The following is a 23,581-nucleotide window of genomic DNA, read 5'->3' on the forward strand; positions in this document are numbered from 1 at the left end:
CCCGATGTCCAACGAGCAATCCGGCGCCGGCGAGGCGACGCCCCGGCCGCGCACCCTGGTGCAGATGCTGCCGAGCTATTCGCGCTCGCCGGCCGCCGGAAAGGCGCGGTGGGTGGCCTCCTCCAACGAATCCTGGATGTCGCCCTCGCCCGCCGCCCTTGCGGCCATGGCGGACAGCGTGCAACGCTCCAACCGCTATCCGAGCCTGGCCGGGGACCGGTTGGTGGCCGCGCTGGCCGACACCCTGGGACTATCCGAGACCCAGGTTGCGGTGGGGGCAGGGTCCCTGGCCCTGCTGGGCCAGGTCCTCGCGGCTTTCGCGGGCCCGGGCGACGAGGTGCTGTACGCCTGGCGCAGCTATGAGGCGTATCCGATCCTGGTCACGCTGGCAGGGGCCAGGAGCGTCGAGGTGCCGCTGGATGCGGCCCATCGCCACGACACGGCGGCCATGCGCCGGGCCATCACCGAACGCACCACGGTGGTGCTGCTGTGCAATCCCAACAACCCCACCGGAACGGTGCTGGCGATCGGCGAGGTCGAATCCTTTCTCGCGGGGGTTCCGGGCCACGTACTCGTGGTGCTCGACGAGGCCTACGTCGAGTTCTCCGGATCCAGTGGGGACACCGTGCCGCTGCTGACCAAGCACCCCAACCTGGTGATCCTGCGGACCTTCTCCAAGGCCCATGCACTGGCCGGGGCGCGGGCCGGATACCTGCTGGGGCCGGAGGACGTCGTCCGGGCCATCCGCAAGGTGGCTCCGCCCTTCGGGCTCAGTGCGGTGGCAGAGGCCGGCGCCGTGGCGGCCCTCGCCGACACCGACTACCTGCTCGGCACCGTGGCCGCGGTGTCGGGGGAACGCGAATTCCTGCACCGGGAACTGGAGGCCCTCGGCCTGCGCGTCCCCGACAGCGGGGGCAACTTCCTCTGGATCCCGGAAAACGGGCGGCGGGCCGCGGACATCGAACGCGCGTGCGCAGCACACGGGGTGTCGGTCCGTGCCTTTGACGGCGAGGGGGTGCGGGTGACCATCGGCCCGCGCCAGGCCTCGCTGGCGGTCCTGGCCGCGCTGGACGAGCCGGGAACGGCACGGTGCGCGGAAACACGGCAGGCAGTACCCACCACATACCCACACCACAGCACTGGAGGTGCATCGTGATCAGCACAAGTGAAAAGCATGCCATCGGGGAACCGGGGCCAGTCATCCGGATGGCCGAGGACGGATTCTTCGTCGTGGACGTGGTGGACATCAAGCGGGAATCGGAGTCTGTGCTCTCCCTGGGCATTGCCCGCCCCGACGGGCTCGCGCTGCCGGACTGGAGTCCGGGATCGCACATCGACGTCCTGCTTCCCAACGGGCTGCTGCGCCAGTATTCCCTGTGCTCCGCCCCCGGGGACCGGCACTGGCGATTGGGGGTGTTGCGGGAACCCGCCGGCCGCGGCGGATCCGCCTACGTCCACGACCAGCTGAGGCCCGGCGCGCAACTGCGGGTCAGGAGCCCGCGCAACAACTTCGTGCTCGGGCCGGCGCCCGAATACATGTTCATCGCCGGCGGCATCGGCATCACGCCCATCCTGCCCATGCTGCGCGCGGCCGAGGCCTCCGGAGCAGCATGGCGGCTGCTCTACCTGGGGCGCAGCCGCGATTCCATGGCATTCCTCGGCGAACTGGCGCACTACGGGGACAAGGTCCACGTGCACGCCGACGACGAATCCGGGCTCTATCCCCTGGCCGAGCTGCTCGGTGACCCGGAGGCGGGATTCCACGCCTATGTGTGCGGCCCCGGACCGCTGTTGGACTACATCGCCACGCTCACCTCCGGCTGGCGGAACCCCGCGCGGTTCCACTTCGAACGCTTTGTCGCCGACCCTGCCGCGAGCGCGCCGGCCGCGGGGGACCACGAATTCACGGTGGAAACCACCGGCGGCCTCCAGGCACGGGTGCCGGTGGGCACCAGCATCCTGGCCGCCTTGGAGGACGTCGGGGTGCAGGTGCTGAACTCCTGCCGGGAGGGAATCTGCGGGACCTGCGAGACCCCGGTGGTCTCGGGGGAGATCGACCACCGCGATTCGCTGCTCAGCGAGGAGGAGCGGGATGCCGGAGACACCATGATGATCTGCGTGTCGCGCTGCAAGGGCGGGCGCCTGGTGCTGGATATCTAGCGCCTGCGCCCCCGGGGCATCAGGCGCGCAGGCGGAAGAACGAGCTTCCGACAAGCTCGTGCGCACCGGGGAGCAGTGCCACCAGCAGCTCGGGGTTGAACTGGACCTCGACGGGGCCGCGGCCCGCCAGTGCCGCCGAGAGCTTGTGCGGGGCGAGTGCCTCAAGCACCCACTCGTCGGGACCGGCCCCCACGTGCAGCAGGTCGGTCTCGGGGTCGAGGTCAAGCCAGGCAGTGATCCAGTCGCCGGTGAAGCGCGGCAGCGGATTCCTGGTGGGGGATGAGTCCAGGGTGGGGCTGTACATGATGTGCACACGTCCTTGAAGATCGTTGTCCTTGCCCCTGCGTGCGGGATGCGCGCCAAGGCCGCTTCGTCATCCGAACCACCCGCCGTGCAACTATGGGGTTGGTGCCTGGTCAGTCGGAGCTTTGCGCAGTGCAACCAGATCTCGTGAAGCTGTCTCCAGCCTACGGCGGGGCGGGGACGGTTGGCCACCGCGGGGCTGCGGGGAGCAACAAACCGTCATCTGCGACGGCCAGTGACCCCGCCCTCCCGAGGCGGGCCCGCAGCACCGCCGTCACCGGTTCCTGCTGGGTGATGCAGTGGATGCCGCCGCCGCGGGCCAAGAGCCCGCTGGCATAGGCTGGAAGCGACACCCGCCAGCCCCCACACCCTGCGGAGGAACACATGCGCGCCACCCTGATCCACGGACCGCGGGACATCCGCGTCGAGGACTGCCCCGAGCCGACCTTGCGTGCCGACACCGACGCCATCGTGCGCGTCAGCGCCGCCTGCGTCTGCGGTTCCGACCTCTGGCCGTACCGCGGCGTCAGCCCCACGCCCAGGCCCCGGCGCATCGGGCACGAATTCATCGGCCGCATTGAGGCGGTTGGCCCGAGGGTCTCGACCCTGGCTGTGGGCGACTTCGTGGTGGCCCCGTGGGCCAACAGCTGCGGCACCTGCCCGCCGTGCCGCGACGGCGTGCAGGTCGCCTGCGAACACCGGGCGCACTGGGGCGGGGCCGACGAGAACGGCCTGCCCGTCGACGGCGGGCAGGGCGAGGCGGTGCGGGTCCCCAACGCCGACGGCACGCTCGTCGCTGTCCCCGGGGTGGCCGAGCCCGACGAAGCCCTGTCCAAGTCGCTGCTGGCACTCTCGGACGTCATGGGCACCGGGCACCACGCCGCGCTGGGTGCGCGGGTTGCGCCCGGCCGGAGTGTGGTCGTGGTCGGCGACGGGGCAGTGGGATTGTGCGGGGTGCTCGCCGCCAAGCGGCTGGGCGCCACGCGCATCATCGCCATGTCCCGGCACGCCGACCGTGCGGCCCTGGCCCGGGACTTCGGGGCCACCGATGTGGTCGCCGAGCGCGGGGCCGATGCCGCAGCCAAGGTGCGCGAACTGCTCGGGGGAGTGCTGGCGGACTCGGTGCTCGAATGCGTGGGCACCGCCGAGTCCATGGACCAGGCATTGCGCTGCACCCGACCCGGCGGGTCGCTGGGCTTTGTGGGCGTCCCGCACGGCGATGACCCGCTGCCGATCTCCGTGCTCTTCGCGAAGAACATCTCGGTGGCCGGAGGCGCGGCCAGCACCCGGGCGTACCTGCCCGAACTGCTTGCCGACGTGTTGGCCGGCAGCATCAACCCGGGACTGGTCTTCGATGCCGTCATGGGGCTGGAGCAGGCGCCGGAGGCCTATGCGGCGATGGACGAGCGGCGCGCGATCAAGGTCATGCTCGTGCCCTAGCGGCGTTCTTGCCGGCGGTGGCGCGACGCCCCGGGGGCTGAACTGCAGCCGGGCATTCCGGCGTCGTAGGTGCCCCTGCGCCGGGTCCGGCCCTTGCGCTATGCTCGTTGTGAAGCGGCGCGGCCGATCCGTTGACATTTTCTCCTGGGGCGACGTCGAGACGAAGGCAACTGGCGGGCAGTCGTCGAACGGCTTCGCAGCGACTTCCGGGCTATGGCTGCAACGCCGTTGTTGCAAGTCTCACGAATGCGAGTCTTGTCATCGTGATCATTTTGTGACATTTGCGGCGATGTACTAGCGTTGGGCATCGATGCCAGCTTTTACTGAAAATCATGTCCTAGGATCGTCCAGCGCCACCAATGAACCCGTATTCGTCGACCCGTCGGGTAGGCGCCTGCAGCGGGCCAAAAAGGTCGGCGTCGTGGTCATCGGGCTGATGTTCCTGTATGTGCTGTTGCTCTTGTTCTCGTTCCTTGGCGGTTCCACGAACGCGGCACCGCACCTGCCCAAGTCGGCCAAGTCCGGGGCGGATTCGACGGTTTCGGAGCCAACGACAAGTCCGCGCCCGACCCCGTCGCCGACACCGACGCGTCAAGAGGCGGCAGCGGCGATGGCGACAGGCAGTGCCGAGACCACTACCGCAGCCGAGGCCACGACTGCGTCCGGGAGCACCGCCGCGACCAAGGGCACCGCGGCGGCCGAGACCACGGCAAGCACCGCGGATCCCAGCCCCACTGCCGCCACGCAGGCCGCGCCGAGCACCGATTCCGCGAACGCCACCCCGAGCCCCAGCGAATCGGCGGCCCCCGCCACCGGCGAAACGGCCCCGGGCAAAAGTGCAACCGCTCCGGGCCGTGGCGAGACCGGACCGGGCAAGCCGACCCGGCCGTCCCGCCCGTGAGCCCTGGACGCAGGTCCGCCCGCACCGGTGGCATCGGGGCGCACTGGATTCTGATGGTGACCGTCGTGCTGACGCTGGGACTGTCAATGGCGGTCCAGGGGTACATGAACCACCTCTCCGGCATCGACGAGCCCCGGGGGCAAGTGAGTCGTGCCACCGGAGGCGTCCCCGGGGCCGTTGCCGAGGGTGGCCCGGTTGTGGACCCCCGTGGCGACGGCGTCCGCACGGCGACCCCGTCCGACCACACCGTGGCCTTGACGTTCGACGATGGGCCGGACCCGGTATGGACGCCACGGATCCTGGATGTCCTGCGTGAACACGGGGTCCACGCCACCTTCTTCGTTACCGGATCCTCGGCGATCAAGCACCCCGAGATTGTCCGGCGCATGGCCGCCGAGGGCCATGAGATCGGCATCCAGACACTCACGCACACCGACCTGTCCGCTGCGCCCTCGTGGCGGCTCCAGCTCGAGACCAGGGGTGCCCAAAAGGTCGTGGCGGGGATCACGGGGAACTCGCCGTCCTTGCTGCGACCGCCGCACACGTCCACCAACGCAACCACCACCGACGGCCAGTGGTCGGCCATGGACGCCGCCGCGGACCAGGGATTCCTCACGGTCCTCAATACCGTCAACAGCGGCGACTGGCGTCGCCCTGGCGCGGAGGTGATCACTGGCCTCTTGCTGCAGCCTGGGGTGCAGGGGCAGGTGGTCCTGATGCACGACGGTGGCGGAAACCGGTCCCAAACCGTCGACGCCCTGTCCGCCGCACTGGAGCGCCAGGAAAAATCCGGCATCAGCTTCACCTCGGTCGGTGACTCCATCGGCATTGACAGCACGCGGAAAGCGTCGGTCGGCGATGCGATCCTGGGCAAGGCCTTCGTCTGGGGGATTCGGCTCACCGACGCCGTGGTCGCTGCAATCTCGTGGGGTCTCGTGGCCGCCGGGATCGTGACGCTCCTGCGGGCCGTGCTGGTGATGGTCGTCGCCGCAAGGCACAGCCGCGCCGTGCGCAAAAGCCGCGAGGCCGAGCGCAATCGCGGCTGGTTCGAACCGCCACTTCGCGTCGAGGTGACCGAACCGGTCAGCGTGATCGTCCCCGCATACAACGAATCGGCCGGGATCGAGGCGGCCGTGAGGTCGATCGCCGCGTCGACCCATCCGGTCCAGGTCATCGTGGTCGATGACGGATCCACGGACGGCACCGCCGACATCGTCGAGGCGCTGGAATTGCCGAACGTCCAGGTCATCCGCAAGGAGAACGGCGGGAAGCCCTCGGCACTGAACGCCGGCATCGCCGCGGCCCACCACGAACTGGTGGTGATGGTCGACGGCGACACCGTCTTCGAGCTCGACACCGTCCACGTCCTTATCCAGCGCTTCGCCGATCCGCGGGTTGGCGCGATCTCGGGCAACACCAAGATCGCCAACCGCGGAGGCATCCTCGGCGCCTGGCAGCACATCGAATATGTCGTCGGGTTCAACCTTGACCTCCGCCTGTTCGACGTCGCCGAATGCATGCCCACGGTTCCCGGCGCGATCGGCGCTTTCCGCCGCGAGGCCCTGGCCCGGGTGGGCGGGGTCAGCCACGACACCCTGGCCGAGGACACCGACCTGACCATGGCCCTGTGCCGCGACGGCTGGCGGGTTGTGTACGAGGACGACGCCCTGGCCTGGACCGAGGCCCCGGCCACCCTCGGTGCCCTGTGGAAGCAGCGCTACCGCTGGTGCTACGGAACGCTGCAGGCCATGTGGAAGCACCGCGGCGCCATTGCCCAGTCGGGGCCGGCGGGCAAGCTCGGGCGCAGGGGGATCGGCTATCTCTTTGTCTTCCAGGTGCTGCTGCCCCTGTTCGCGCCCATCGTCGACGTCTTCGCGATCTACGGACTGGTCTTCCTGGATCCCGTCCGTATCGCCGTGGTCTGGGGGATCTTCCTGCTGATCCAATTCATCATGGCTGCCTACGCGTTCAGGCTCGACCGCGAGCCGATGCGCGCCCTGTGGACGCTCCCGCTCCAGCAGTTCGTCTACCGGCAGCTCATGTACCTGGTGGTGATCCAGTCGGTGGTCACCGCGCTGGCGGGCGTTCGCCTGCGCTGGCACCGGATGGAACGGTACGGCAGCCTGCGCGTCCCGGCGGCGACCCAGGAACGGTCCTAGGGCAACGCTCTACCCCGCCCGTAACCTAACGGCGGGCAGTGGCCGTATATTTGTTTACGAGGCGCGTGGCAAATATCATACTTATTGGTTCTTTTGGCGATCGTTACACGAGGTCAATGACCTTCCGGGGCAAGACTCGGCGGGGAGCCAAGGATTTCGGCCGTTGGGCCGGTTGCACACCTCAAAGGAGCGGTATGTCTGTCAGCACCCCCGCGTCGCACCATCTGGGCGACGAGACCAAGGATCCGTACGCGCTGGATCCCTCCTCGATCCAGGATCCGCCCACCCGTTGGCGGGACAGGTTCAAGTTCCTGGGCCCGGGCATGATCACCTCTGCCGCCGTCGTCGGATCCGGCGAGCTGCTCACGGCCACGACCCTCGGCGCCAAGGCCGGCTTCATGCTGCTGTGGCTGGTGCTGGCCTCCACCTTCATCAAGGTGTGGGTGCAGGTCGAACTGGGCCGCTGGTCCATCTCCACCGGCAAGGTCGCGGTGACCGGCTACGACGAGGTCCCGCCGCGGATCGGCAAGCGCGGCTGGATGGCCTGGCTCATCCTGCTGATGTTCGTGCAGTTCCTGACCAGCCAGGCCGGCGTCATCACCGCCTCGGCCTTCGCCTTCTCCTCGCTGATGCCCTTCGGGCCCGACCCGTACTCGTTCATGTCGATCGGGATCTGGGTGGCCATCCTGGTGGTCATCGCCATCGCGATCCACCTGGGCAACAAGTACGTCGTGGTCGAGGGCATCTCCACGGTGTTGGTCTTCCTGGTGACGATCTTCGCCGTGGTGATGGTCTTCGCCATCCAGGGCACCGAATTCAGCTGGAACGCCGGGGACCTGGCCGACGGCATGCGCTTCCAGATCGCCCTGGGCTCCATGGGTGTGGCCCTGTCCATGTTCGGCCTCACCGGCGTGGGCGCCGGGGAAATCACCGCGTACACCTACTGGTGCGTGGAAAAGGGCTACGCGTCCTGGACCGGCCCGAACGACGGCTCCGAGGCCTGGGTCAAGCGCGCCCGCGGCTGGATCTCCGTGATGAAGCTCGACGCCTGGGTCTCCTGGGTCGTCTACACCGTGTCCACCGCCGCCCTGTACATGCTCGGCGCCGCGGTGCTGCACCCGCAGGGCCTGGAGCCCAAGGGGGACGAGGTCATGACCACGATCTCCTCCATCTTCTCCACGAACGTGGGCCAATGGGGAGCCGTGGTGTTCCTCGTCGGCGCCGGCATCGCGCTGTTCAAGACCATCATCGCCAACGTCCCCTCGCTGGGCCGCCAGGTCGGCAACACCCTCGCGGTCTTCGGCGCCTTCGACTGGAACAACCGCAAGCAGCGCGACCGCTGGATGCGCGTGATCATGATCGTGCTGCCCATCGTCTGGGGCCTGTTCGGCACCGTCGTCTCCTCGCCGCTGGCGCTGGTGATCTTCGCCGGAATCCTCAACGCCATCTTCCTGATGGGCGTCGCCGCGGCAACCATCTACCTCTCGCACAAGCAGACCGACCCGCGGGTCAAGGACGGCAAGGCCTTCACGGCAATGCTGATCCTCTCGGCCGCGGCCGTCTTCTTCGTCGGCGTCATGGGTCTGGTCAACACGTTCTAGGGCGCCACCCGGCGCAGTAAAGGAGTACCCTCGCATGCAGGCAGTTGTGGTGCACGGCAAGGACGACCTGAGGGTCGAGGAGATCGCGGACCCCGTCTGCGGCGACAGCGCGGTCCTGGTGGCCATGGAGTGGGGCGGGATCTGCGGTTCGGACATCGCCTACTGGAAGACGGGGGCCTCGGGCACCGCGGTGCTCTCCGCGCCCCTGGTGCTGGGCCACGAGGTCTCCGGCACCGTGGCGCAGATCGGCGCCGGGGCCGCCGCGTCGCTGGCGGCACGCGGGATCCGGGTCGGCACCCCGGTGACGATCCACCCCGCGACGCTGGTCGGCGAGCACCAGGTGCCCGCGGAAACCGCGGACCGCACCAACCTGTGGCCCGAGGTCCGCTACTTCGGCTCCGCGGCATTCGAGCCCCACGAGCAGGGCGGCTTCAGCCGCTTCCGCGCGGTGCGCCCGGACCAGTTGCGCGTGGTCCCGGACGGGGTCTCGCTCAAGGCGGCGGCGCTGGCCGAACCCTTCGCCGTGGCGCTGCACGCTGTCTCCCGGGCCGGGGACGTGGCGGGGAAGACCGTGCTGGTCAACGGCGCCGGGCCGATCGGCGCGCTTGCCGTTGCCGCGGCCAAGGCCGCCGGCGCCGCACGCGTCATCGCCGCCGACCTCTCCGCCGCCGCCCTGGACATCGCCGGGCGGATGGGCGCGGATGTGTGCGTGAACCCGGCCGAGGGGGGCGTGCTGCCCACCGACGTCGATGTTGCCATCGAGGCCTCCGGCGCCCCGCGCGCCCTGGGCCCGGTGATCGCCGCGGTGCGCCGCGGCGGGGTCATGGTGCAGGTCGGGAACCTGCCCGCCGGGGAAATCCCCGCGGCCCTGGGCAACATCGTGACCCGCGAGATCGACTACCGCGGCTCCTACCGCTTCGTCGAGGAGATCTCGGCGGCCCTGGATCTCATGGCCGGAGGCATCGACCTGTCGCCGCTGATGACCCACGAGGTGGTACTGGCGCAGGCGGTGGCCGGGTTCGAGCTGGCGGCGGACCGCTCCTCGGGCTCCTCGAAGGTCATGATTTTCCTGGGCTGATCCCTCCGGACCGATGCCCCCAAGGCAGTGGCCGCCCCCTTTTCGAGGGGGCGGCCACTGCTTTCTTCACGCAGGTTCCTAGCGCAGCAGCGCGCGGATGTCGTCCGCGTTGAGCACCTTGCCGAAGCCCGCGCCCTCGTCCATGACCGAGGAGATCAGCTGGCGCTTGGAATCCTGCAGGGCCACCACCTTCTCCTCGATGGTGTTCTTGGCGACCATCCGGTAGACCATCACGTTGCGGGTCTGCCCGATGCGGTGGGCGCGGTCCACCGCCTGGGACTCCGCGGCGGGGTTCCACCACGGGTCCAGCAGGAAGCAGTAGTCGGCCTCGGTGAGGTTCAGCCCGAAGCCGCCGGCCTTCAGCGAGATCAGGAACACCGGCGCCTGGCCCGACTTGAAGGAGTCGATGACCTCGGCGCGCTTGCGCGTGGAGCCGTCCAGGTAGGCGTAGGGCACCCCCGCTGCATCCAGCCGGTCCGCGGCCTTCTTCAGGAAGGAGGTGAACTGGGAGAAGATCAGCGCGCGGTGGCCCTCGGCCAGCACGTCCTCGAGCTGCTCGAAGAGCACATCCAGCTTGGCGCTGGGCACGTGCGCGTACTCAGGGTCCACCAGCGAGGCATCCAGCGAGAGCATGCGCAGCAGGGTCAGCGACTGGAAGATCGTGAACCGGTTCTTGTCCATGTCATCGACCAGGCGCAGCACCTTCTGGCGCTCGCGCTGCAGGTGCGTGTCATAGACCCGGCGGTGCTCCTCGCCCAGCTCCACGTGCAGGACCTGTTCCTGCTTCGGCGGCAGGTCGGTGACCACCGCGTCCTTGGTCCGCCGCAACATGAACGGGCGGATCCTCCGGCGCAGCCGCACCAGCGGCTCGTCAAGCCCCTGGCGTTCGATGGGCCGCTGGTAGTTCTCCGCGAAGCGCACGGCCGAGGGGAAGAGGCCGGGGGAGACGATGGCGAAGATCGACCAGAGCTCCATGAGGTTGTTTTCCATCGGCGTGCCGGTGATCGCCAGCTTGAAGCGGGCGGGCATGTCCCGGGCCACGTGGTGCGCCTTGGTGGCCTTGTTCTTCACGAACTGGGCCTCGTCCAGGATCAGCCCGGCCCAGGCGATGTCCGCATAGGCGTCGTCGTCAAGGCGCAGCAGCGTGTAGGAGGTGACCACGACGTCGTAGTCCCTGGCCAGCTGCGCCAGCGAGGCAGCGGCGCGCGACTCGGTGTCGGTGACCGCCACGACCCGCAGGGACGGGGCGAAGCGCGCCGCCTCGTCCTTCCAGTTGGAGACCACCGAGGTCGGGGCGACCACCAGGAAGGGTGCCCGCTTGCCGGCCTGGGGGCTGATGCCCTCGAACGCCGCGGGGTTCGCCCACACCTGGTGCGCGTGCAGGATCAGCGCCAGGGTCTGCAGGGTCTTGCCCAGGCCCATGTCATCGGCCAGCACCCCGCCCAGCCCGTTGCGCCAGAGCGTGGCAAGCCAGCCGAAGCCCTCCACCTGGTAGGGGCGCAGCGTCGCATTCAGCGTCGGGGGCAGGTCGGCGACCGCCGTGGTCTTCAGGTTCACCAGCGAGTTCAGCGCGCCCACCCACGCGTCCGGGCCCTCGATGCGGGAGGCCAGGTCCTCGAGTTCCTCCCACATGGAGAACTGGTAGGGGGTCAGCGAGATGTCCGCTTCCTTGTCCTTCATGTCCCGCAGGCCGCCGGCCTCGGAGACCAGGGCGCGCAGCTTGTCAAAGAGCGGGTCGGTGAGGGAGAAGTAGCTGCGGTCCGGCATCAACAGCTTGGTCTGCCCCTGGATCAGGGCGCGCAGGATGTCGGCGAAGGGGATCTGGCGGTCCCCGATGGAAATCAGCAGGCCCAGGTCGAACCAGTCGCGGCGGTCCGATTCCACGGTGGTGATGACCAGCTCGGGCGCCTCGGTGAGCTCGTGGAACTCCGGGCGGATCCCGCTCTCCTGGAGCACCAGGTCCTTGACCGCGGCAAGTTCGGGCAGCACCCGGCGCACGAAGTCGATGACCTCCAGGCCCTGGAAGTGCCGGGGCCCGAGCACCGAGGACTCGAAGGCGGGGTGCCGGTTCAGGATCTGCAGCACCTCCGATTCCAGGGCGGTTTCCACGAGGGTGTCGCGGTCCGCCGCATCGACGACCATGCCGTTGTAGTCGAAGACCCAGTCCACGTCGACGGTTTCCCGCGAGCCGTAGCGGATCTTGGCCACCAGCTTGGGCGGCAGCACCGCGGGCAGCGCAACGGAGGCATCAGGGCTGGTGACCCGCAGCTTGCGGGCCAGGCGCGGGAAGACGCGGGAGAAGAACTCCTCGGTTTCCGCCTCCGGCACGTTCAGGGTCTCGGGATGTTCGAGCATGGCAAGCTCGCTGTGGCCCAGCCCGCCGGGGACCTGGCCCAGGAAGATCTCCGTGTGGTCCTCGTTGGCCACGTAGACGCCGTGGTTGCCGATGGACCCGGCGGCGCTGTGGGCATCGAGGATGAAGCCGTGTCCGCCCAGGGACACCGAGGGCGCCAGGGCCAGGCCGTCCTCGGTGGCCCGCGTGCCCAGGGACACCTGCGCGGGGGAGGCCAGCAGGATCCTGGTGTAGGTCCGGGTGCCGACCAGCGCCACGCCCAGGGACTTGGCCTCGGCCAGCAGTTCCCAGAGCAGGGCGGAGGAGTACTCGTCGAGGTAGAGCCAGTCGTTGTCCTCGCCGAAGTAGAGTTCCCCCTTGGCGCGGTAGAGCGGCACGAACTGGCAGAACCAGCGGTGCTGTTCAACGTCCAGGTTCAACCCGAAGGTCTTGAAGCTGATGGTGTTCCAGCGCAGGTTCGACCGCGCCCAGCGATCGTCGGCGGAACGCACCACCGGGCGCACGCCCAGGCGCCAGCGCCGGGAGGCGGCCTTCAGCTGCCCCACCCCGGAGCCCGGTGCCCACTGCTGGTGGGCCGAAAGCGTGGTGTCCTGCAGCTCGAACTGCAGGCCCATCTGCAGCACCGGGTGCTTGGAGTTGGGGCCGCCCAGGGACTTGGCCGCCGCCGGGGCCGGGGCGAGCAGCTGCTGCAGGGACTGCTGCCAGGCGGGGACCGCGACGGCGGTGTTGCGGTACACCACGTCCTTGGCGCGCAGGTGCATCGAGTTGGAGTAGATGAGCACCGCCGCCACGTGCCGGCACTTGGGTGCCTCGCCGCAGGGGCAGGTGGCGTCGTCGATGACGCGCTCGCCCTTTTTCACCGCCAGCGTGATGTGCACGGCGCATGCGGGCTCCCCGTCCTCGGACACCGTCCCGGAGAGGATCTGGTGATCCGGATCCCACAGGAACTCGCTCAGCGCGGCGTCGGTGGCCAGCACCTTGCCGCGGGTGAAGGAGACACCGCCGACGACACGCAGGATTTCACGCGCATCGACCATGGGAAAAGCAGATTCGGTCATCCTGCCATCGTTTCACGTTCTGCACCCCCAGCACGAACCCGGATGGGTTGAAGTGCAACAAGTTTGCGCGCCAGGGACCCGAAAGTCGCCTAGTCTAGGGTGTCATGAACAGCACTCCGGCCCTGCACCCGCTCCCGCGCGTCATTGAGATTGCGTCGCTGGCCGATTTCGACAGGCATGCAGCCAATGCGCTTGCCCTCACCGACAGGCGCCTGGCCGCCTCCATGCACGGCTGGCACGTGCAGTCGGTTGACCTGCGCGCACGCGGCGCGGTGCTGGAAAAGCTGCGGTCGGCCGGCTCGGTGTTCATGGGGTGCGAGATGGAGGGCAAGACCGAGCGCCGCCTGCGCGGGGGCGGGGCGCTGGTCTTCCCCGAGATCCCCGGGCTGCCCTTCGACCCGTATCGCGGGGAGCTGTACACCGGGGCCGAGCTCTATGCGGGTCTGGATGCCGGGCCCTACGAATCGGTGCCCGACGCGCGGATCTATGCCTGGCTCTCGCACCGCTACGGGGCCGGGGCCCACGACGCGCTGAATGCCGCGTTGTCCTCCACGCTTCACGACCACGCCATCGGCTCCCGGCTGGACTCGCAGATCCGCGACGGCGCGCTGGCCCACGCCCCGTTGGTCGGTGTCATGGGCGGGCACGCCCAGCAACGCGGCAGCGCTGGCTACGAGCGGGCCGCGCGGCTTGGCCATGCCCTCTCCGGCGCGGGATTCATCGTGGCCACCGGGGGCGGGCCCGGGGCCATGGAGGCCGCGAACCTGGGTGCCTACCTGGGCGCGGGCAGCACCCAAAACCTGGTCGAGGCGCTGAAAATTCTGGAGACGGAGCCCGGCTTCGCCCCGTCGGTGACCAACTGGGCGCGCGCCGCCGCACGCGTGCGCGAACGCTGGCCCGCGGGCCTGCCGAACCTGGGGATCCCCACCTGGTTCTACGGGCACGAGCCGCCGAACATGTTCGCCACCCACATTGCCAAGTTCTTTGCCAACGCCACCCGCGAATCCGTGCTGCTGGAAAAGTGTTCGGGCGGAGTGGTGTTCCTGCCCGGGGCCGCCGGGACGGTGCAGGAAATTTTCCAGGATGCCTGCGAAAACTACTACGGTGCCGCAGGCAGCATCAGCCCGATGGTGCTGGTCGGCGTCGAACACTGGACCAAGACGCTGCCCGCCTACCCGCTGCTTGCCGAGTTGGCCGCGGGCCGGGCGATGGAGGAGAAGATCTTCCTGGTCGACGATGCGGCCGAGGCGGTGCGCATCCTGGTGGAGCTGAACGACGGCTCGATCTCCGGCGTGCGGGGGCTTGCATGAGTGCCGCGGAACCTGCCATCGGCATCGACATCGGCGGCACCAAGATTGCCGCCGGACTGGTTGACGGCCACGGGAGGGTATCCCGGCGCACCAGGCATGCCACCGTCGGGCACGAGCCGGACGAGGTCCTGGACACCGTGGCCGCCCTGGTCGCCGAACTCGGCGCGGGCTATCCGGAGGCCGCGGTGGGCGTGGGGGCGGCCGGCTGGCTGGACCCGGCCGGGCGCACCGTGCTTTTCTCCCCGCACCTGGCGTGGCGCAACGAGCCGCTGCATGCGAAGCTCGAGGCAGCCACCGGCAGGCCCGTGCTGCTGAGCAACGACGCGGATGCCGCCGGCTGGGCCGAGTACCGTTTTGGTGCCGCCCGCGGACAACAGCATGTGGTCTGCCTGACCCTCGGCACTGGGATCGGCGGGTCGATTGTGATCGACGGGAAACTGCAGCGCGGAAGGTTCGGGGTCGCGGCCGAATTCGGCCACCAGATCATCGTGCCCGGCGGACAGCGCTGCGCCTGCGGCAACCGCGGATGCTGGGAACAGTACGCGTCGGGCAATGCGCTGGCACGCGAGGGAAGGAGCCTCATGGCAGTGCACTCGCCGGTGGCCCATGCACTTCGCGAGGCGGCAGGGAACGACCCCCGCCTGGTGACTGGTGAACTTGTCACCACCCTTGCCGCCGCCGGGGATCCGGCCTGCCGCGAGTTGCTCATCGAAGCCGGCCAATGGCTGGGCCGGGGGATGGCCAACCTGGCCGCGGTGCTGGATCCGGGCATCTTCGTCATCGGCGGCGGGCTGGGTGCCGCGGTTCCGTTGCTGGTGGAAACGGCCGAGGCGACGTATCGCGAAAACCTCAGTGGGCGGGGCTACCGGCCCTTTGCCCAGGTGGCCCGCGCAGAGCTTGGGCCGGATGCAGGGTTGGTGGGTGCCGCGGACCTGGCCCGCGGGGCGCTCGCCGGCTGATTCGTGGCCTCGCGCGTCCATGGGCGCAGGGCCGTTCCGGGGATGCGTGGGTGCATCCCCGGTGGCGTGGGGCGTGGGTTTTCCGCGCGTTGCGGAGGGCGGCTATTTTCGCTGAAGTGGCCGGCCCATGCCGGTCGTTGGCCGCGGTGGCGGAGCCGTGGAAGTGTAGCTGTGGCCGCTGGGGGTGGTGATCCTGAAGGAATGGCGGCCCCGTCCGGGCAATGGTTCCTCGTCCCAGCCGGGTGCTTCCTTGGTTTGGTTGCACGTACGACAGCGACCAGCGGCATTGAGCTCGGTGGTCTTGCCGTTGCGGTGCACCTGCACGACGTGGTCGAGTTCCTGGATGCGGCCGTTGCAGTGCGGGGTGCGACAGCGTTGGTCGCGGAAGGTGATGAAGCGCTTGAGATTTCCGGCGAAGTTGCGGGCCGCCGAGTCCATGGCGACCAGCTTGCCGGTGTCCGGGGCGGCGTAGAGGCGCCGGCACCAGGTGTCCAGGGGGTGCTCCGGATCGCCAGCCACCAGTGACCTGGCCTTGGTGGCGCTGATGTATCCGTGGCCCGGGATCAGCGCCGGTTCGTCGCCGTCGCCGGTGAGGCTCTCTGCGTCCATCATCAGCAGCAGCTCCACCGGCCGGGAACCGGTGGCCTTGGTGTCGGTAATCGCCTCGAAGACGGTGTCTGCCGCGACCTGCGCGTTGGTGCGGTCGTCCCCGGGCTTTCGGGGACGACCGGTTTCGCGGCTGAGGACCTGCAGGATCGGAACGCCTTGGTCCAGGGGGAACTCGCCAATGATCCTCACGGTGTTTTCATTCACCCGGTAGCCGCTGGCGTATCGCTTTTCGGTGGCGTCCGCTTCCTCTTGCTCGGCAGTTTCCGGTTCGAGGACGAGAGCCCAGTAATTGACCATTTCACGCAGGGCCGCGGTCCCGGACTGGAAGCACGTGTGGGTGTCCTCCCACAACAGCTCATCGATCATTCTCCGGTTTTCGATCTTGAGGTTCCGGGTGCCGCTGACAACCACGCGTGCCTGGTCCCAGGTCATGATGCCCTGGCGCAGCCCCTGATGGGAGAGTGGCAGGTCTTCGGCGAGGATCCGGAAGTCGCTGGTGCGTTTGGACCCGCTGTGCGGGGACAGGTGCATCGCCAGGGCGACGTCCCCGCTGGATCCCCAGGCCGGGTTCTTCTCCCTGACGCCTGTGCACTGTCGATGGGCGATCAGGGAGTCCTGGTAGGCGACGCTGTGGTCGGCCTGTTTCGCCGTGGCGGCGCATTTCAAGGTTTCCAGTGCGCCGACGGCGGACACCGCCTCATGGACACCCGTCAGCACCGGGGCGTCGTTCACCGCGGCGGCCAGGGACAGGATTCCGTCTGTGCCGGTGCGGGCAAGATGCTCGGCAACCAGTGCGTCCATGTCCGCCCCGTCGGCCAGCAGTGCATCGTAGCCCAGGTCCTTTCCGGCACCAGAGGTGCCGGCGGAAGGGATGCCGCTCGATGACGTCGTTGCCATGCTTCCATTATAGAACGGGTCGCCGACAATTGGAACATAGTTTCTTTAAAAATAGAAAATATGTTCTACTGCTTGCGAGGGGCGCCTGACCTTACCTGCAAACAACATCCCGCGCGGGCGCCGGAAGCCAAAAGGGTGCCGCCGAATCCCGGATCCAGGGAAATGGCGGCACCCGGCGTTGAGTCCGTCGTGGGACCGTCAGGCCACGGAGCCGCCGAAGAGCAGGCCGAGGGCGTAGGTGACCGCCGCGGCGCCCAGGCCGATGGCCAGCTGGCGCAGGCCGCGCTTGGCCGGGGACGCGCCTGAAAGCAGGCCCACGATGCCGCCGGTTGCCAGCAGGGCCAGGCCGACCAATGCGGCGGAGAGCAGGATCGCCGGCGTGCCGCCCATGCCGAAGATGAACGGCAGGATCGGGATCACCGCACCGGAGGCAAAGAAGCAGAACGATGCGGAGGCGGCACCCATGGCGGAGCCGATTTCCTCGTGCTCGACCTTGGCGGATTCCTGCTCGAGCTCGGGATGCAGGGAGAGCGAGGCGTTGCAGTCGCAGGAGTAGATGCCCATGCGCTCGGCCGCACGGTGCGCCGCATCCTCGTCGCTCATGCCGCGGGCCTTGTAGACCAGCACCAGTTCGTTGGCATCCAGGTCCAGGTCCGGGGCGGCGGAAAGGGTCACCTGGGTGGGCTTCGACGCCGAGAGCAGTTCGCGCTGCGACCGGACCGAGACGTATTCGCCGGCGGCCATCGACAGGGCGCCCGCGAGTAGGCCGGCGATGCCGGAGAAGAGCACCATGGAGGTGGCGACGCCGGTCGCTCCGATGCCCATGACCAGGGCCAGGTTGGACACCAGACCGTCGTTCGCGCCGAAGACGGCGGCACGGAAGTTGCCCGAGAGCCGGTTGCGGCCGCGGGTGGCCAGGCCGCGGACGACCTCTTCGTGGACGAGCTCGTCGGCGGCCATTTGGCGGCTGGCGTCGGTGTCCGCGGCGTAGGGGGAGTTTCCCTCGGCGCGCTGGGCCAGGGCCAGGACGAAGACCGAGCCGAAGTGGCGGGCCAGGAAACGGAGCATGGTGCGCCGGATCGAGGGCCGGGTCCGCTTCCCGGCGTGCTCGCCCAGCAGCGAGCGCCAGTGTTCCTCGTGGCGGGTTTCGGCGGCGGCAAGTCCCAGCAGGACCGCGCGTTCCTCGCCCTGGCGCTTGTTGGCAAGTTCGCGGTAGACCGCGCCCTCGGCGATTTCGTCGGCCAGGTACTGGCGCCAGCGTTTGATCTGGGCGGGAGTGGGGGTTGGCGCTGTTTGCGTCATGCTCTCATCCTCATGTGGGCGTTCACGGCCCCGCGGGACCGTGTGATGGGGAGGCCCGGCATGAATGCTTTTTGGGTGCGTTGAGCCTCGGGCCACCAATGTGTGGACCGAAGGTCTCGTTCGCCTGGGGCCGGACGGGAATGCCCGTTGCCGCAGGTGGTTTGCCGGGTTACCGCGTTGTAACCAGTATGTCGACGCACCGCTTTCCCGCCGGGTGGGCGGGTTTGGGAACTACTCCCCTTCAACCCACGAGTGTAGCGTCCGGAAGGGCAAGGGAGAATTCGCTGAGACTAAAAACCAGGGCCTGGCCAGCGGGGTTGCCTGCCCGGGGGATCCGCACCGACAGCTGGCCGGCGGCAGGGTCCCATCGCGGGGAACCGGCGGCGTTGGCCAGCGCCGCGGCCAGCGCGGGGGCGTCGGCAACGTGGTAGCTGTGCCAGCAACCCGCGAGGCGCAGTTCAACGACCGCACGGTGGACATCGAGCAGGGGCAACACGAGGATGGAACGTGCCATGGCGGGGTCGAAGACCTTTCGTCAGCTCTTGCCGCGCCTTGTGGCCACGGCCGCTTCTTCATCCGAACCACCCATGAACCTGGGGTTGGTGCGCGTCTTAGTCGGAGCTTGCCGACGCGTCTCGTGAAGCTGGGAACTACATTACCGCGATTCGGAGGCCCGCAGGATGTTTTCGTGCAATTGGGTCCAGCCCGCAGGATCGTAGGGAGGTATGTTCGTGTTCTCTTGGCGCATTCCGGTGGAGCCGTCAATGAGCTCCCGCAGGATGTCTGCATGCCCCGCGTGGCGTGCGGTCTCCACATTCATGTGCAGCAGCAGGCGACCGAGGGTCGTGTCGCGCTTTTCCGGCTTCCACCAGGGAATCGTGGCCGGGGCATCCAGCGGCAATGCGGCAATGTTGTGGTTTGCCGCGTCGATGGCCCGGCGGTAGAAGGCGAGGATCTCGGAGCACGGGACGTCGCCGGGAACCCACATGTCGGCGCTGGCCTCGGGGTCGGCCATCAGCGCGTCGTAGCGTTCGTCGTCAACCGTGAATCCGAGGCATTCGACGAAGTAGCCGTACTCGACCGAGGCCAGGTGCTGGATGAGGCCCAGGATATTGGTGCCGGAGCCGACCATGGGGCGGGTCATTTCCCTGTCGCTGAGTCCCTCGACCTTCCAGAGCATGGCTTCGCGGGTGTGGTTCAGGTACGTGGAGAGGTGGTCCTTGAGATCGTCCATGGTACCCACCCTAGGAGCGCCGGGGCATGGCTGGGAAGGGGGAACCGTGGCAAAAGGGGAGCCCGTCGCCGCGCATGGTGCGCGGGGACGGGCTCCCTCAACCGGGATTTTCCGGGGTCAGGGTCCGGTGCTAGCGTCCGGCAACCTCGGTGAGGTCCGCGCCCTCGGCGTCCGCCTGGCCGGCGACCCGCGCATTCCAGCGGGTGATGACCGCCGGGTTGGTGGGACGCGTGAGCAGGGAGACGACGACGAAGGTCAGCGCCGAGGCAATCAGCCCGAAGTAGATCGGCTCGTTGGCGTAGATGCCATCGAAGCGCTCTTCGGCCTGGATTTCCAGGACGATCATGGTGCCCAGGGTGACGATGGAGCCGGCGGCCATCGAGGCGGCGGCCCCCAGCCCGTTCCCGCGCTTCCAGACCAGACCGCCGATGATGGCCACCAGCAGGCCGCCCACCAGGATGTCATAGGCGATGGTCAGCGCCGCGACCACGTCGGAAACCATGATGGCCAGCACGATTGTGACCACTCCCAGCAGCAGCACCCAGATGCGGTTGGCGCGCACGTCGTGCTCGGGGTTCTCGTTGGTGTTGACGTGCAGCTGCTTGCCGAACCAGCTGGCCACGAACGGGGTGACGTCGGTGCGGGCTACGGTTGCAGCGGCAATCAGCGCGCCGGAGGCGGTGGACATCATGGCTGCGACAGCGGCCGCCAGCACCAGACCGCCGACGGCGACGGGCAGCAGCTGCGTGGCGACCTCCGCGTAGACCACGTCCTTGTTGGTGTCCGCGCCGATGATGTCCGGCAGGGCGACCTTGGCGGCCATGCCGATGATGGCGCCGGCGGCCCCGTAGAGCACGCAGTAGATGCCGGCGGTGGTGCCGCCCCAGCGGGCCACCTTCGGCGTCTTGGCGGTGAAGACGCGCTGCCAGATGTCCTGGCCGATGAGCAGGCCCAGGGTGTAGACCACGAAGTAGGTGATGATCGTCTGCACGCCGATGCCGGTGAAGCTGAAGAACTCGGCCCCGACGCGTTCGCGGATCCCGGACATGCCCCCGGCGGCGTTCAGCGCGAAGGGCAGCATCAGGAAGAAGATGCCCACGGTCTTGATGACGAACTGGACCTGGTCGGCCAGGGTGATCGACCACATGCCGCCGATGGTGGAGTAGATGACCACGATGACCCCGCCGATGGCGATGGCCATCCAGCGTTCCCAGCCGAAGAGGACCACGAAGATCGTCGCATAGGCGCTGGTGGAGGTGGCGCAGAGCATCAGCGTGTAGGCGAGCATGACGATGCCGGAGGTGTTCGTCGCCGACTTGCTGCCGTAGCGCAGGGTGAGCATCTGCGAGACGGTGAAGATCTTCAGGCGCTGCAGGGTCGGGGCAAAGAGCAGCGAGAGCAGGATGACGCCGGCGCCGATTGCCACGACCAGCCACATGCCGGAGATTCCGAACTTGTAGCCCAGGCCGACGCCGCCCACGGTGGATGCCCCGCCCAGGACGACCGCCGCCATCGTGCCCGTGTACAGGAACGGGCCGAGGCGCCTGCCTGCCACGAGGTAGTCGCTGCTGTTCTTGGTGCGCGATTTTCCCCACCAGCCGAAGATGAGCATGGCCGCCAAGTAGGCGGCGACGATCGTGCCATTGATGAATTCCATGGGTGAGCCTTTGCTGGGAACGAAACCGGGTGCGCACCTCTGGGATGCCTGATAGTAAACTTTTGTTGTTCTATAGGCTAATGTGAGGTGTCGCACACGTCAATTGCACCTAAGCTGGATGAACGCATTATTTCCTTCGAGCCCACCCTGGAGACCCGCGCCGATGAAAGCCCTGCCCGTTGAGCCCAGCAGTGCTGCCCTCGCCATTGGCTCGCGGATCCGGGCGGCGCGTCACGCCCAGCGCCTGACCATCGACCAGATCGCCGAATCCACGGGATTGACCAAGGGTTTTCTCTCCCGGGTGGAGCGCGACTTGACCAGCCCCTCGGTGGCATCGCTGGTGACGCTGTGCCAGGTGCTGTCCCTGGAGGTAGGGGAGCTTTTCACCCAGCCGGACACCCACGTCGTCAGGCTTGCCGAGGCGCCGCGCATCTCACTGGGCGGCGAAGGCATTGTCGAGAGGCTGGTGACGGCGCGTTCGGAGCGGCGCCTGCAGGTGATTCGCGCCGTCATCGCCCCGCACGGCGAGGGCGAAAAGGAACTTTACTCGGTGGATTGCGAGGTCGAGGTGCTCCACGTCCTCTCCGGGCGCTTCGTGCTGATTTTCGCCAACGAGCGGTTTGACCTCGACGCGGGGGACACCGTGACCTTCCCGGGGCGCGAGCCGCACAGCTGGAAGAACCCGACGGGCGAGGAAGCCATCGTCACCTGGACGCTGGTCCCCGCCGCGTCGCGTTAACCCACGTGCACCCAGGGCCGCTTGCCGATTGCCGGTTCGGCCTCGCGCAGCACCTCGCGCGTCAACGGGGCGATCTCGCCCTGGCCCAGGAACAGGAAGCGCAACAGGTTGTGCACCGGGTTGCCCTCGGTCCAGCGGAAGTAGATGTGCGGCATCACGCCGGTCCGGTCGCGGATTTCAAGGCAGATCGCGGCAATCGCGGTGGGCACCGAAGGGGCCTCCGCCTGCAGGATCTTGTAGCCGTGCCGGGTGGTCCCGGAAACCACGATGTCCTGGGCGAAGTCCGAGAAGTCCGAGACCCTGATCTCGATGAAGACCACCGGGGCATCCTCGGGCAGGTGGCTGGCCATTTTGGCGTGGGCCAGCTTGTGCCGGTAGCGGGCGGCCGAGAGGCGGACCGGCTCGTGGGCAATGATCCGCACCATTGAATCCCGGCTGGAGGTCTCGATGATCTTCAGGGCCTCCTCGTCCAGGGTCACCGAGGTGGCGCGCAGTTCCGTGGAGCGCCGGAAGCGCGAAACCATGGAGACGATGATGATCCCCGCGATGAAGAACCCGGCTATCCGGATGCCGTCGGGCCGCTCCACGACATTGGCGCCGGTAGTGTAGATGAAGATGGCCGAAATGATCCCGAAGCCCATGGCCCGCCACCGCTGGCCCTTGCGCTTGGCGGAAATGGTGACTGCCACCGCTGCCGAGACCATGAGCACCAGCACGCCGGTGGCGTAGGCGGCGCCCTGGGCGTCCACGCTTGCCTCGAACAGGAGGGTGATGACCACTGCAATGCCGATGAGTACCAGCACCAGGGGGCGGATGGCACGTGCCCACTCCGGGGCCATGCCAAAGCGGGGCAGGTAGCGGGGGATGAGGTTGAGCATCCCCGCCAGGGCCGAGGCGCCGGCAAACCACAGGATCAGGATGGTGGACAGGTCATAGACGCTGCCGAAGCCGTCGCCGAGCATCGAGTGGGCGAGGAACGACAGGGCGCGGCCATTTGCCTCTCCACCGGGCTGGAATTCCGGGGCGGGTATCAGCAGGGTGGTGACGATCGAGGAGGAAACCAGGAACACGCTCATGGTCAGTGCCGCGGTAAGCAGGAGCTTCTTGGCCCCGGCGATGCGTGCGCGCGGATTGGCCTCGGTGTCCCCGGGTGCCTTCCGGATCTGGGGCATCACTGCAACGCCGGTTTCAAAGCCGGACAGGCCCAAGGCCAACTTGGGGAAAACGAGCAGGGCAATGGCAACCATCATCCAGGGGTTTGAATGCGTGGCCGTCAGGTTCAGCCACCAGTGATCCACGGGGGCGGGGTCGTGCACCAGTGACGCCACTGCGACGGCAATGACGACGAGGTTGAGGAACAGGTAGGCGGCGACCAGGCCAACGGCCAGCCAGATGACCTCGTGGAAGCCGCGCAGGAACAGTGCCCCCAGCAACAGGATGAGAACCAGCGTAATAATGACTTGCTGCCCGTGGAACGCGTCGGGGGTGAAGGGGTTTTCGATGATGTGCGCCGTGGCATCGGCCGAGGACAGCGTAATGGTGATCATGAAGTCCGTGGCCGCGAAACCCAGCAGCACCAGGACAAAGACCTTGCCCTTCCAGTGCGGCAGCAGGCGCTCGAGCATCGCGATCGACCCCTGGCCGTGCGGGGATTCGCTGGCCACGCGGCGATACACCGGCAGCGCCGCGCCCAGAGTGACGGCGACGAGCAAGAGCGTTGCAAGCGGGGCCAGGGCGCCGGCCGCCAACGCGGCAATGGCCGGCTGGTAGCCCAGCGTCGAAAAGTAATCCAGGCCGGAGAGGCACATGACCTGCCACCAG

18 protein-coding genes and 2 riboswitches are annotated in these 23,581 nt (G+C 68.2%); of the genes, 10 read left to right on the plus strand and 8 right to left on the minus strand.

Annotated elements, in window-relative coordinates; translation table 11 throughout:
• Window positions 1–4 precede the first annotated feature (4 nt).
• Together KRR55_RS07075 and KRR55_RS07080 are read left to right on the plus strand one after the other, a co-directional pair.
• The gene (locus KRR55_RS07075) at window positions 5–1,156 is read left to right on the plus strand and encodes a histidinol-phosphate transaminase (protein ID WP_217388376.1); all 1,152 of its coding nucleotides are present in this window, start codon (window positions 5–7) and stop codon (window positions 1,154–1,156) included.
• Window positions 1,153–2,160 (plus strand): PDR/VanB family oxidoreductase, encoded by a 1,008-nt coding sequence (locus KRR55_RS07080; RefSeq protein WP_336245057.1) that lies wholly within the window; start codon window positions 1,153–1,155, stop codon window positions 2,158–2,160. The genes KRR55_RS07075 and KRR55_RS07080 overlap by 4 nt, the downstream gene beginning before the upstream one ends.
• A gap of 19 nt (window positions 2,161–2,179) precedes the next feature.
• On the opposite strand, the gene KRR55_RS07085 is transcribed toward KRR55_RS07080, so the two are convergent.
• Window positions 2,180–2,464 carry a hypothetical protein gene (locus KRR55_RS07085; protein WP_217388377.1) on the minus strand — a complete coding sequence of 95 codons (285 nt, stop codon included), beginning with the start codon at window positions 2,462–2,464 and terminating at the stop codon, window positions 2,180–2,182.
• A 22-nt stretch (window positions 2,465–2,486) separates the two neighbouring features.
• Window positions 2,487–2,616: riboswitch (SAM riboswitch) on the minus strand.
• 231 nt (window positions 2,617–2,847) lie between these two features.
• Here KRR55_RS07085 and KRR55_RS07090 point away from each other — a divergent pair.
• The 5 genes from KRR55_RS07090 (at window position 2,848) to KRR55_RS07110 (ending at window position 9,642) form a co-directional block, all read left to right on the plus strand.
• Window positions 2,848–3,903: a zinc-dependent alcohol dehydrogenase family protein gene (locus KRR55_RS07090; protein ID WP_217388378.1), complete on the plus strand. Its 1,056-nt coding sequence runs from the start codon at window positions 2,848–2,850 to the stop codon at window positions 3,901–3,903.
• A 310-nt stretch (window positions 3,904–4,213) separates the two neighbouring features.
• The gene (locus KRR55_RS07095; protein ID WP_217388379.1) at window positions 4,214–4,804 is read left to right on the plus strand and encodes a hypothetical protein; all 591 of its coding nucleotides are present in this window, start codon (window positions 4,214–4,216) and stop codon (window positions 4,802–4,804) included.
• Entirely contained in the window at window positions 4,801–6,963 is a 2,163-nt protein-coding gene (locus KRR55_RS07100) for a bifunctional polysaccharide deacetylase/glycosyltransferase family 2 protein (RefSeq protein ID WP_336245058.1), read from the plus strand. Before KRR55_RS07095 ends, KRR55_RS07100 begins: the two co-directional genes overlap by 4 nt.
• 194 nt (window positions 6,964–7,157) lie before the next feature.
• Window positions 7,158–8,564, plus strand: a complete 1,407-nt coding sequence (locus KRR55_RS07105) for an Nramp family divalent metal transporter (RefSeq protein WP_217388380.1) — start codon at window positions 7,158–7,160, stop codon at window positions 8,562–8,564.
• A gap of 34 nt (window positions 8,565–8,598) precedes the next feature.
• Window positions 8,599–9,642 carry a zinc-binding dehydrogenase gene (locus tag KRR55_RS07110; protein ID WP_217388381.1) on the plus strand — a complete coding sequence of 348 codons (1,044 nt, stop codon included), beginning with the start codon at window positions 8,599–8,601 and terminating at the stop codon, window positions 9,640–9,642.
• 78 nt (window positions 9,643–9,720) lie between these two features.
• Here KRR55_RS07110 and KRR55_RS07115 read toward each other — a convergent pair whose 3' ends face one another.
• Window positions 9,721–13,053, minus strand: a complete 3,333-nt coding sequence (locus KRR55_RS07115) for a DEAD/DEAH box helicase (RefSeq protein ID WP_217388382.1) — start codon at window positions 13,051–13,053, stop codon at window positions 9,721–9,723.
• A 104-nt stretch (window positions 13,054–13,157) separates the two neighbouring features.
• Between KRR55_RS07115 and KRR55_RS07120 the strand changes: the two genes are divergently transcribed.
• A complete protein-coding gene (locus KRR55_RS07120; protein WP_217388383.1) occupies window positions 13,158–14,363 on the plus strand; it encodes an LOG family protein in 1,206 nt (401 codons plus the stop codon).
• A complete protein-coding gene (locus KRR55_RS07125; protein ID WP_217388384.1) occupies window positions 14,360–15,322 on the plus strand; it encodes an ROK family protein in 963 nt (320 codons plus the stop codon). The genes KRR55_RS07120 and KRR55_RS07125 overlap by 4 nt, the downstream gene beginning before the upstream one ends.
• A gap of 102 nt (window positions 15,323–15,424) precedes the next feature.
• Here KRR55_RS07125 and KRR55_RS07130 read toward each other — a convergent pair whose 3' ends face one another.
• From KRR55_RS07130 to KRR55_RS07150, 5 genes are all read right to left on the minus strand, one after another.
• Window positions 15,425–16,828: an HNH endonuclease gene (locus KRR55_RS07130; protein ID WP_217388385.1), complete on the minus strand. Its 1,404-nt coding sequence runs from the start codon at window positions 16,826–16,828 to the stop codon at window positions 15,425–15,427.
• Between the two features lie 198 nt (window positions 16,829–17,026).
• Entirely contained in the window at window positions 17,027–18,130 is a 1,104-nt protein-coding gene (locus KRR55_RS07135; protein ID WP_217388386.1) for a VIT1/CCC1 transporter family protein, read from the minus strand.
• A gap of 241 nt (window positions 18,131–18,371) precedes the next feature.
• Window positions 18,372–18,644 carry a hypothetical protein gene (locus tag KRR55_RS07140; RefSeq protein WP_217388387.1) on the minus strand — a complete coding sequence of 91 codons (273 nt, stop codon included), beginning with the start codon at window positions 18,642–18,644 and terminating at the stop codon, window positions 18,372–18,374.
• A 19-nt stretch (window positions 18,645–18,663) separates the two neighbouring features.
• Window positions 18,664–18,773: riboswitch (SAM riboswitch) on the minus strand.
• A gap of 12 nt (window positions 18,774–18,785) precedes the next feature.
• The gene (locus KRR55_RS07145; protein ID WP_217388388.1) at window positions 18,786–19,364 is read right to left on the minus strand and encodes a DinB family protein; all 579 of its coding nucleotides are present in this window, start codon (window positions 19,362–19,364) and stop codon (window positions 18,786–18,788) included.
• 130 nt (window positions 19,365–19,494) lie between these two features.
• A complete protein-coding gene (locus KRR55_RS07150; protein WP_217388389.1) occupies window positions 19,495–21,021 on the minus strand; it encodes a sodium:solute symporter family protein in 1,527 nt (508 codons plus the stop codon).
• A gap of 163 nt (window positions 21,022–21,184) precedes the next feature.
• Here KRR55_RS07150 and KRR55_RS07155 point away from each other — a divergent pair, with 163 nt between their 5' ends.
• On the plus strand, window positions 21,185–21,760 hold the full coding sequence (locus KRR55_RS07155; RefSeq protein WP_217388390.1) for a cupin domain-containing protein: 576 nt from the start codon (window positions 21,185–21,187) through the stop codon (window positions 21,758–21,760).
• Here KRR55_RS07155 and KRR55_RS07160 read toward each other — a convergent pair.
• On the minus strand, window positions 21,757–23,568 hold the full coding sequence (locus KRR55_RS07160; RefSeq protein WP_217388720.1) for an amino acid permease: 1,812 nt from the start codon (window positions 23,566–23,568) through the stop codon (window positions 21,757–21,759). The genes KRR55_RS07155 and KRR55_RS07160 overlap by 4 nt on opposite strands.
• Between the last annotated feature and the right edge of the window lie 13 nt (window positions 23,569–23,581).

This window comes from Paeniglutamicibacter quisquiliarum, assembly GCF_019084045.1.
Taxonomy (GTDB): Bacteria; Actinomycetota; Actinomycetes; order Actinomycetales; family Micrococcaceae; genus Paeniglutamicibacter; species Paeniglutamicibacter quisquiliarum.

Coding starts and splice junctions, on each gene's coding strand:
- KRR55_RS07075 (WP_217388376.1), top strand. CDS start 5: ATGTCCAACGAGCAATCCGGCGCCGGCGAGGCGACGCCCCGGCCGCGC.
- KRR55_RS07085 (WP_217388377.1), bottom strand. CDS start 2,464: ATGTACAGCCCCACCCTGGACTCATCCCCCACCAGGAATCCGCTGCCG.
- KRR55_RS07090 (WP_217388378.1), top strand. CDS start 2,848: ATGCGCGCCACCCTGATCCACGGACCGCGGGACATCCGCGTCGAGGAC.
- KRR55_RS07095 (WP_217388379.1), top strand. CDS start 4,214: ATGCCAGCTTTTACTGAAAATCATGTCCTAGGATCGTCCAGCGCCACC.
- KRR55_RS07105 (WP_217388380.1), top strand. CDS start 7,158: ATGTCTGTCAGCACCCCCGCGTCGCACCATCTGGGCGACGAGACCAAG.
- KRR55_RS07110 (WP_217388381.1), top strand. CDS start 8,599: ATGCAGGCAGTTGTGGTGCACGGCAAGGACGACCTGAGGGTCGAGGAG.
- KRR55_RS07115 (WP_217388382.1), bottom strand. CDS start 13,053: ATGACCGAATCTGCTTTTCCCATGGTCGATGCGCGTGAAATCCTGCGT.
- KRR55_RS07120 (WP_217388383.1), top strand. CDS start 13,158: ATGAACAGCACTCCGGCCCTGCACCCGCTCCCGCGCGTCATTGAGATT.
- KRR55_RS07125 (WP_217388384.1), top strand. CDS start 14,360: ATGAGTGCCGCGGAACCTGCCATCGGCATCGACATCGGCGGCACCAAG.
- KRR55_RS07130 (WP_217388385.1), bottom strand. CDS start 16,828: ATGGCAACGACGTCATCGAGCGGCATCCCTTCCGCCGGCACCTCTGGT.
- KRR55_RS07135 (WP_217388386.1), bottom strand. CDS start 18,130: ATGACGCAAACAGCGCCAACCCCCACTCCCGCCCAGATCAAACGCTGG.
- KRR55_RS07140 (WP_217388387.1), bottom strand. CDS start 18,644: ATGGCACGTTCCATCCTCGTGTTGCCCCTGCTCGATGTCCACCGTGCG.
- KRR55_RS07145 (WP_217388388.1), bottom strand. CDS start 19,364: ATGGACGATCTCAAGGACCACCTCTCCACGTACCTGAACCACACCCGC.
- KRR55_RS07150 (WP_217388389.1), bottom strand. CDS start 21,021: ATGGAATTCATCAATGGCACGATCGTCGCCGCCTACTTGGCGGCCATG.
- KRR55_RS07155 (WP_217388390.1), top strand. CDS start 21,185: ATGAAAGCCCTGCCCGTTGAGCCCAGCAGTGCTGCCCTCGCCATTGGC.
- KRR55_RS07160 (WP_217388720.1), bottom strand. CDS start 23,568: ATGTGCCTCTCCGGCCTGGATTACTTTTCGACGCTGGGCTACCAGCCG.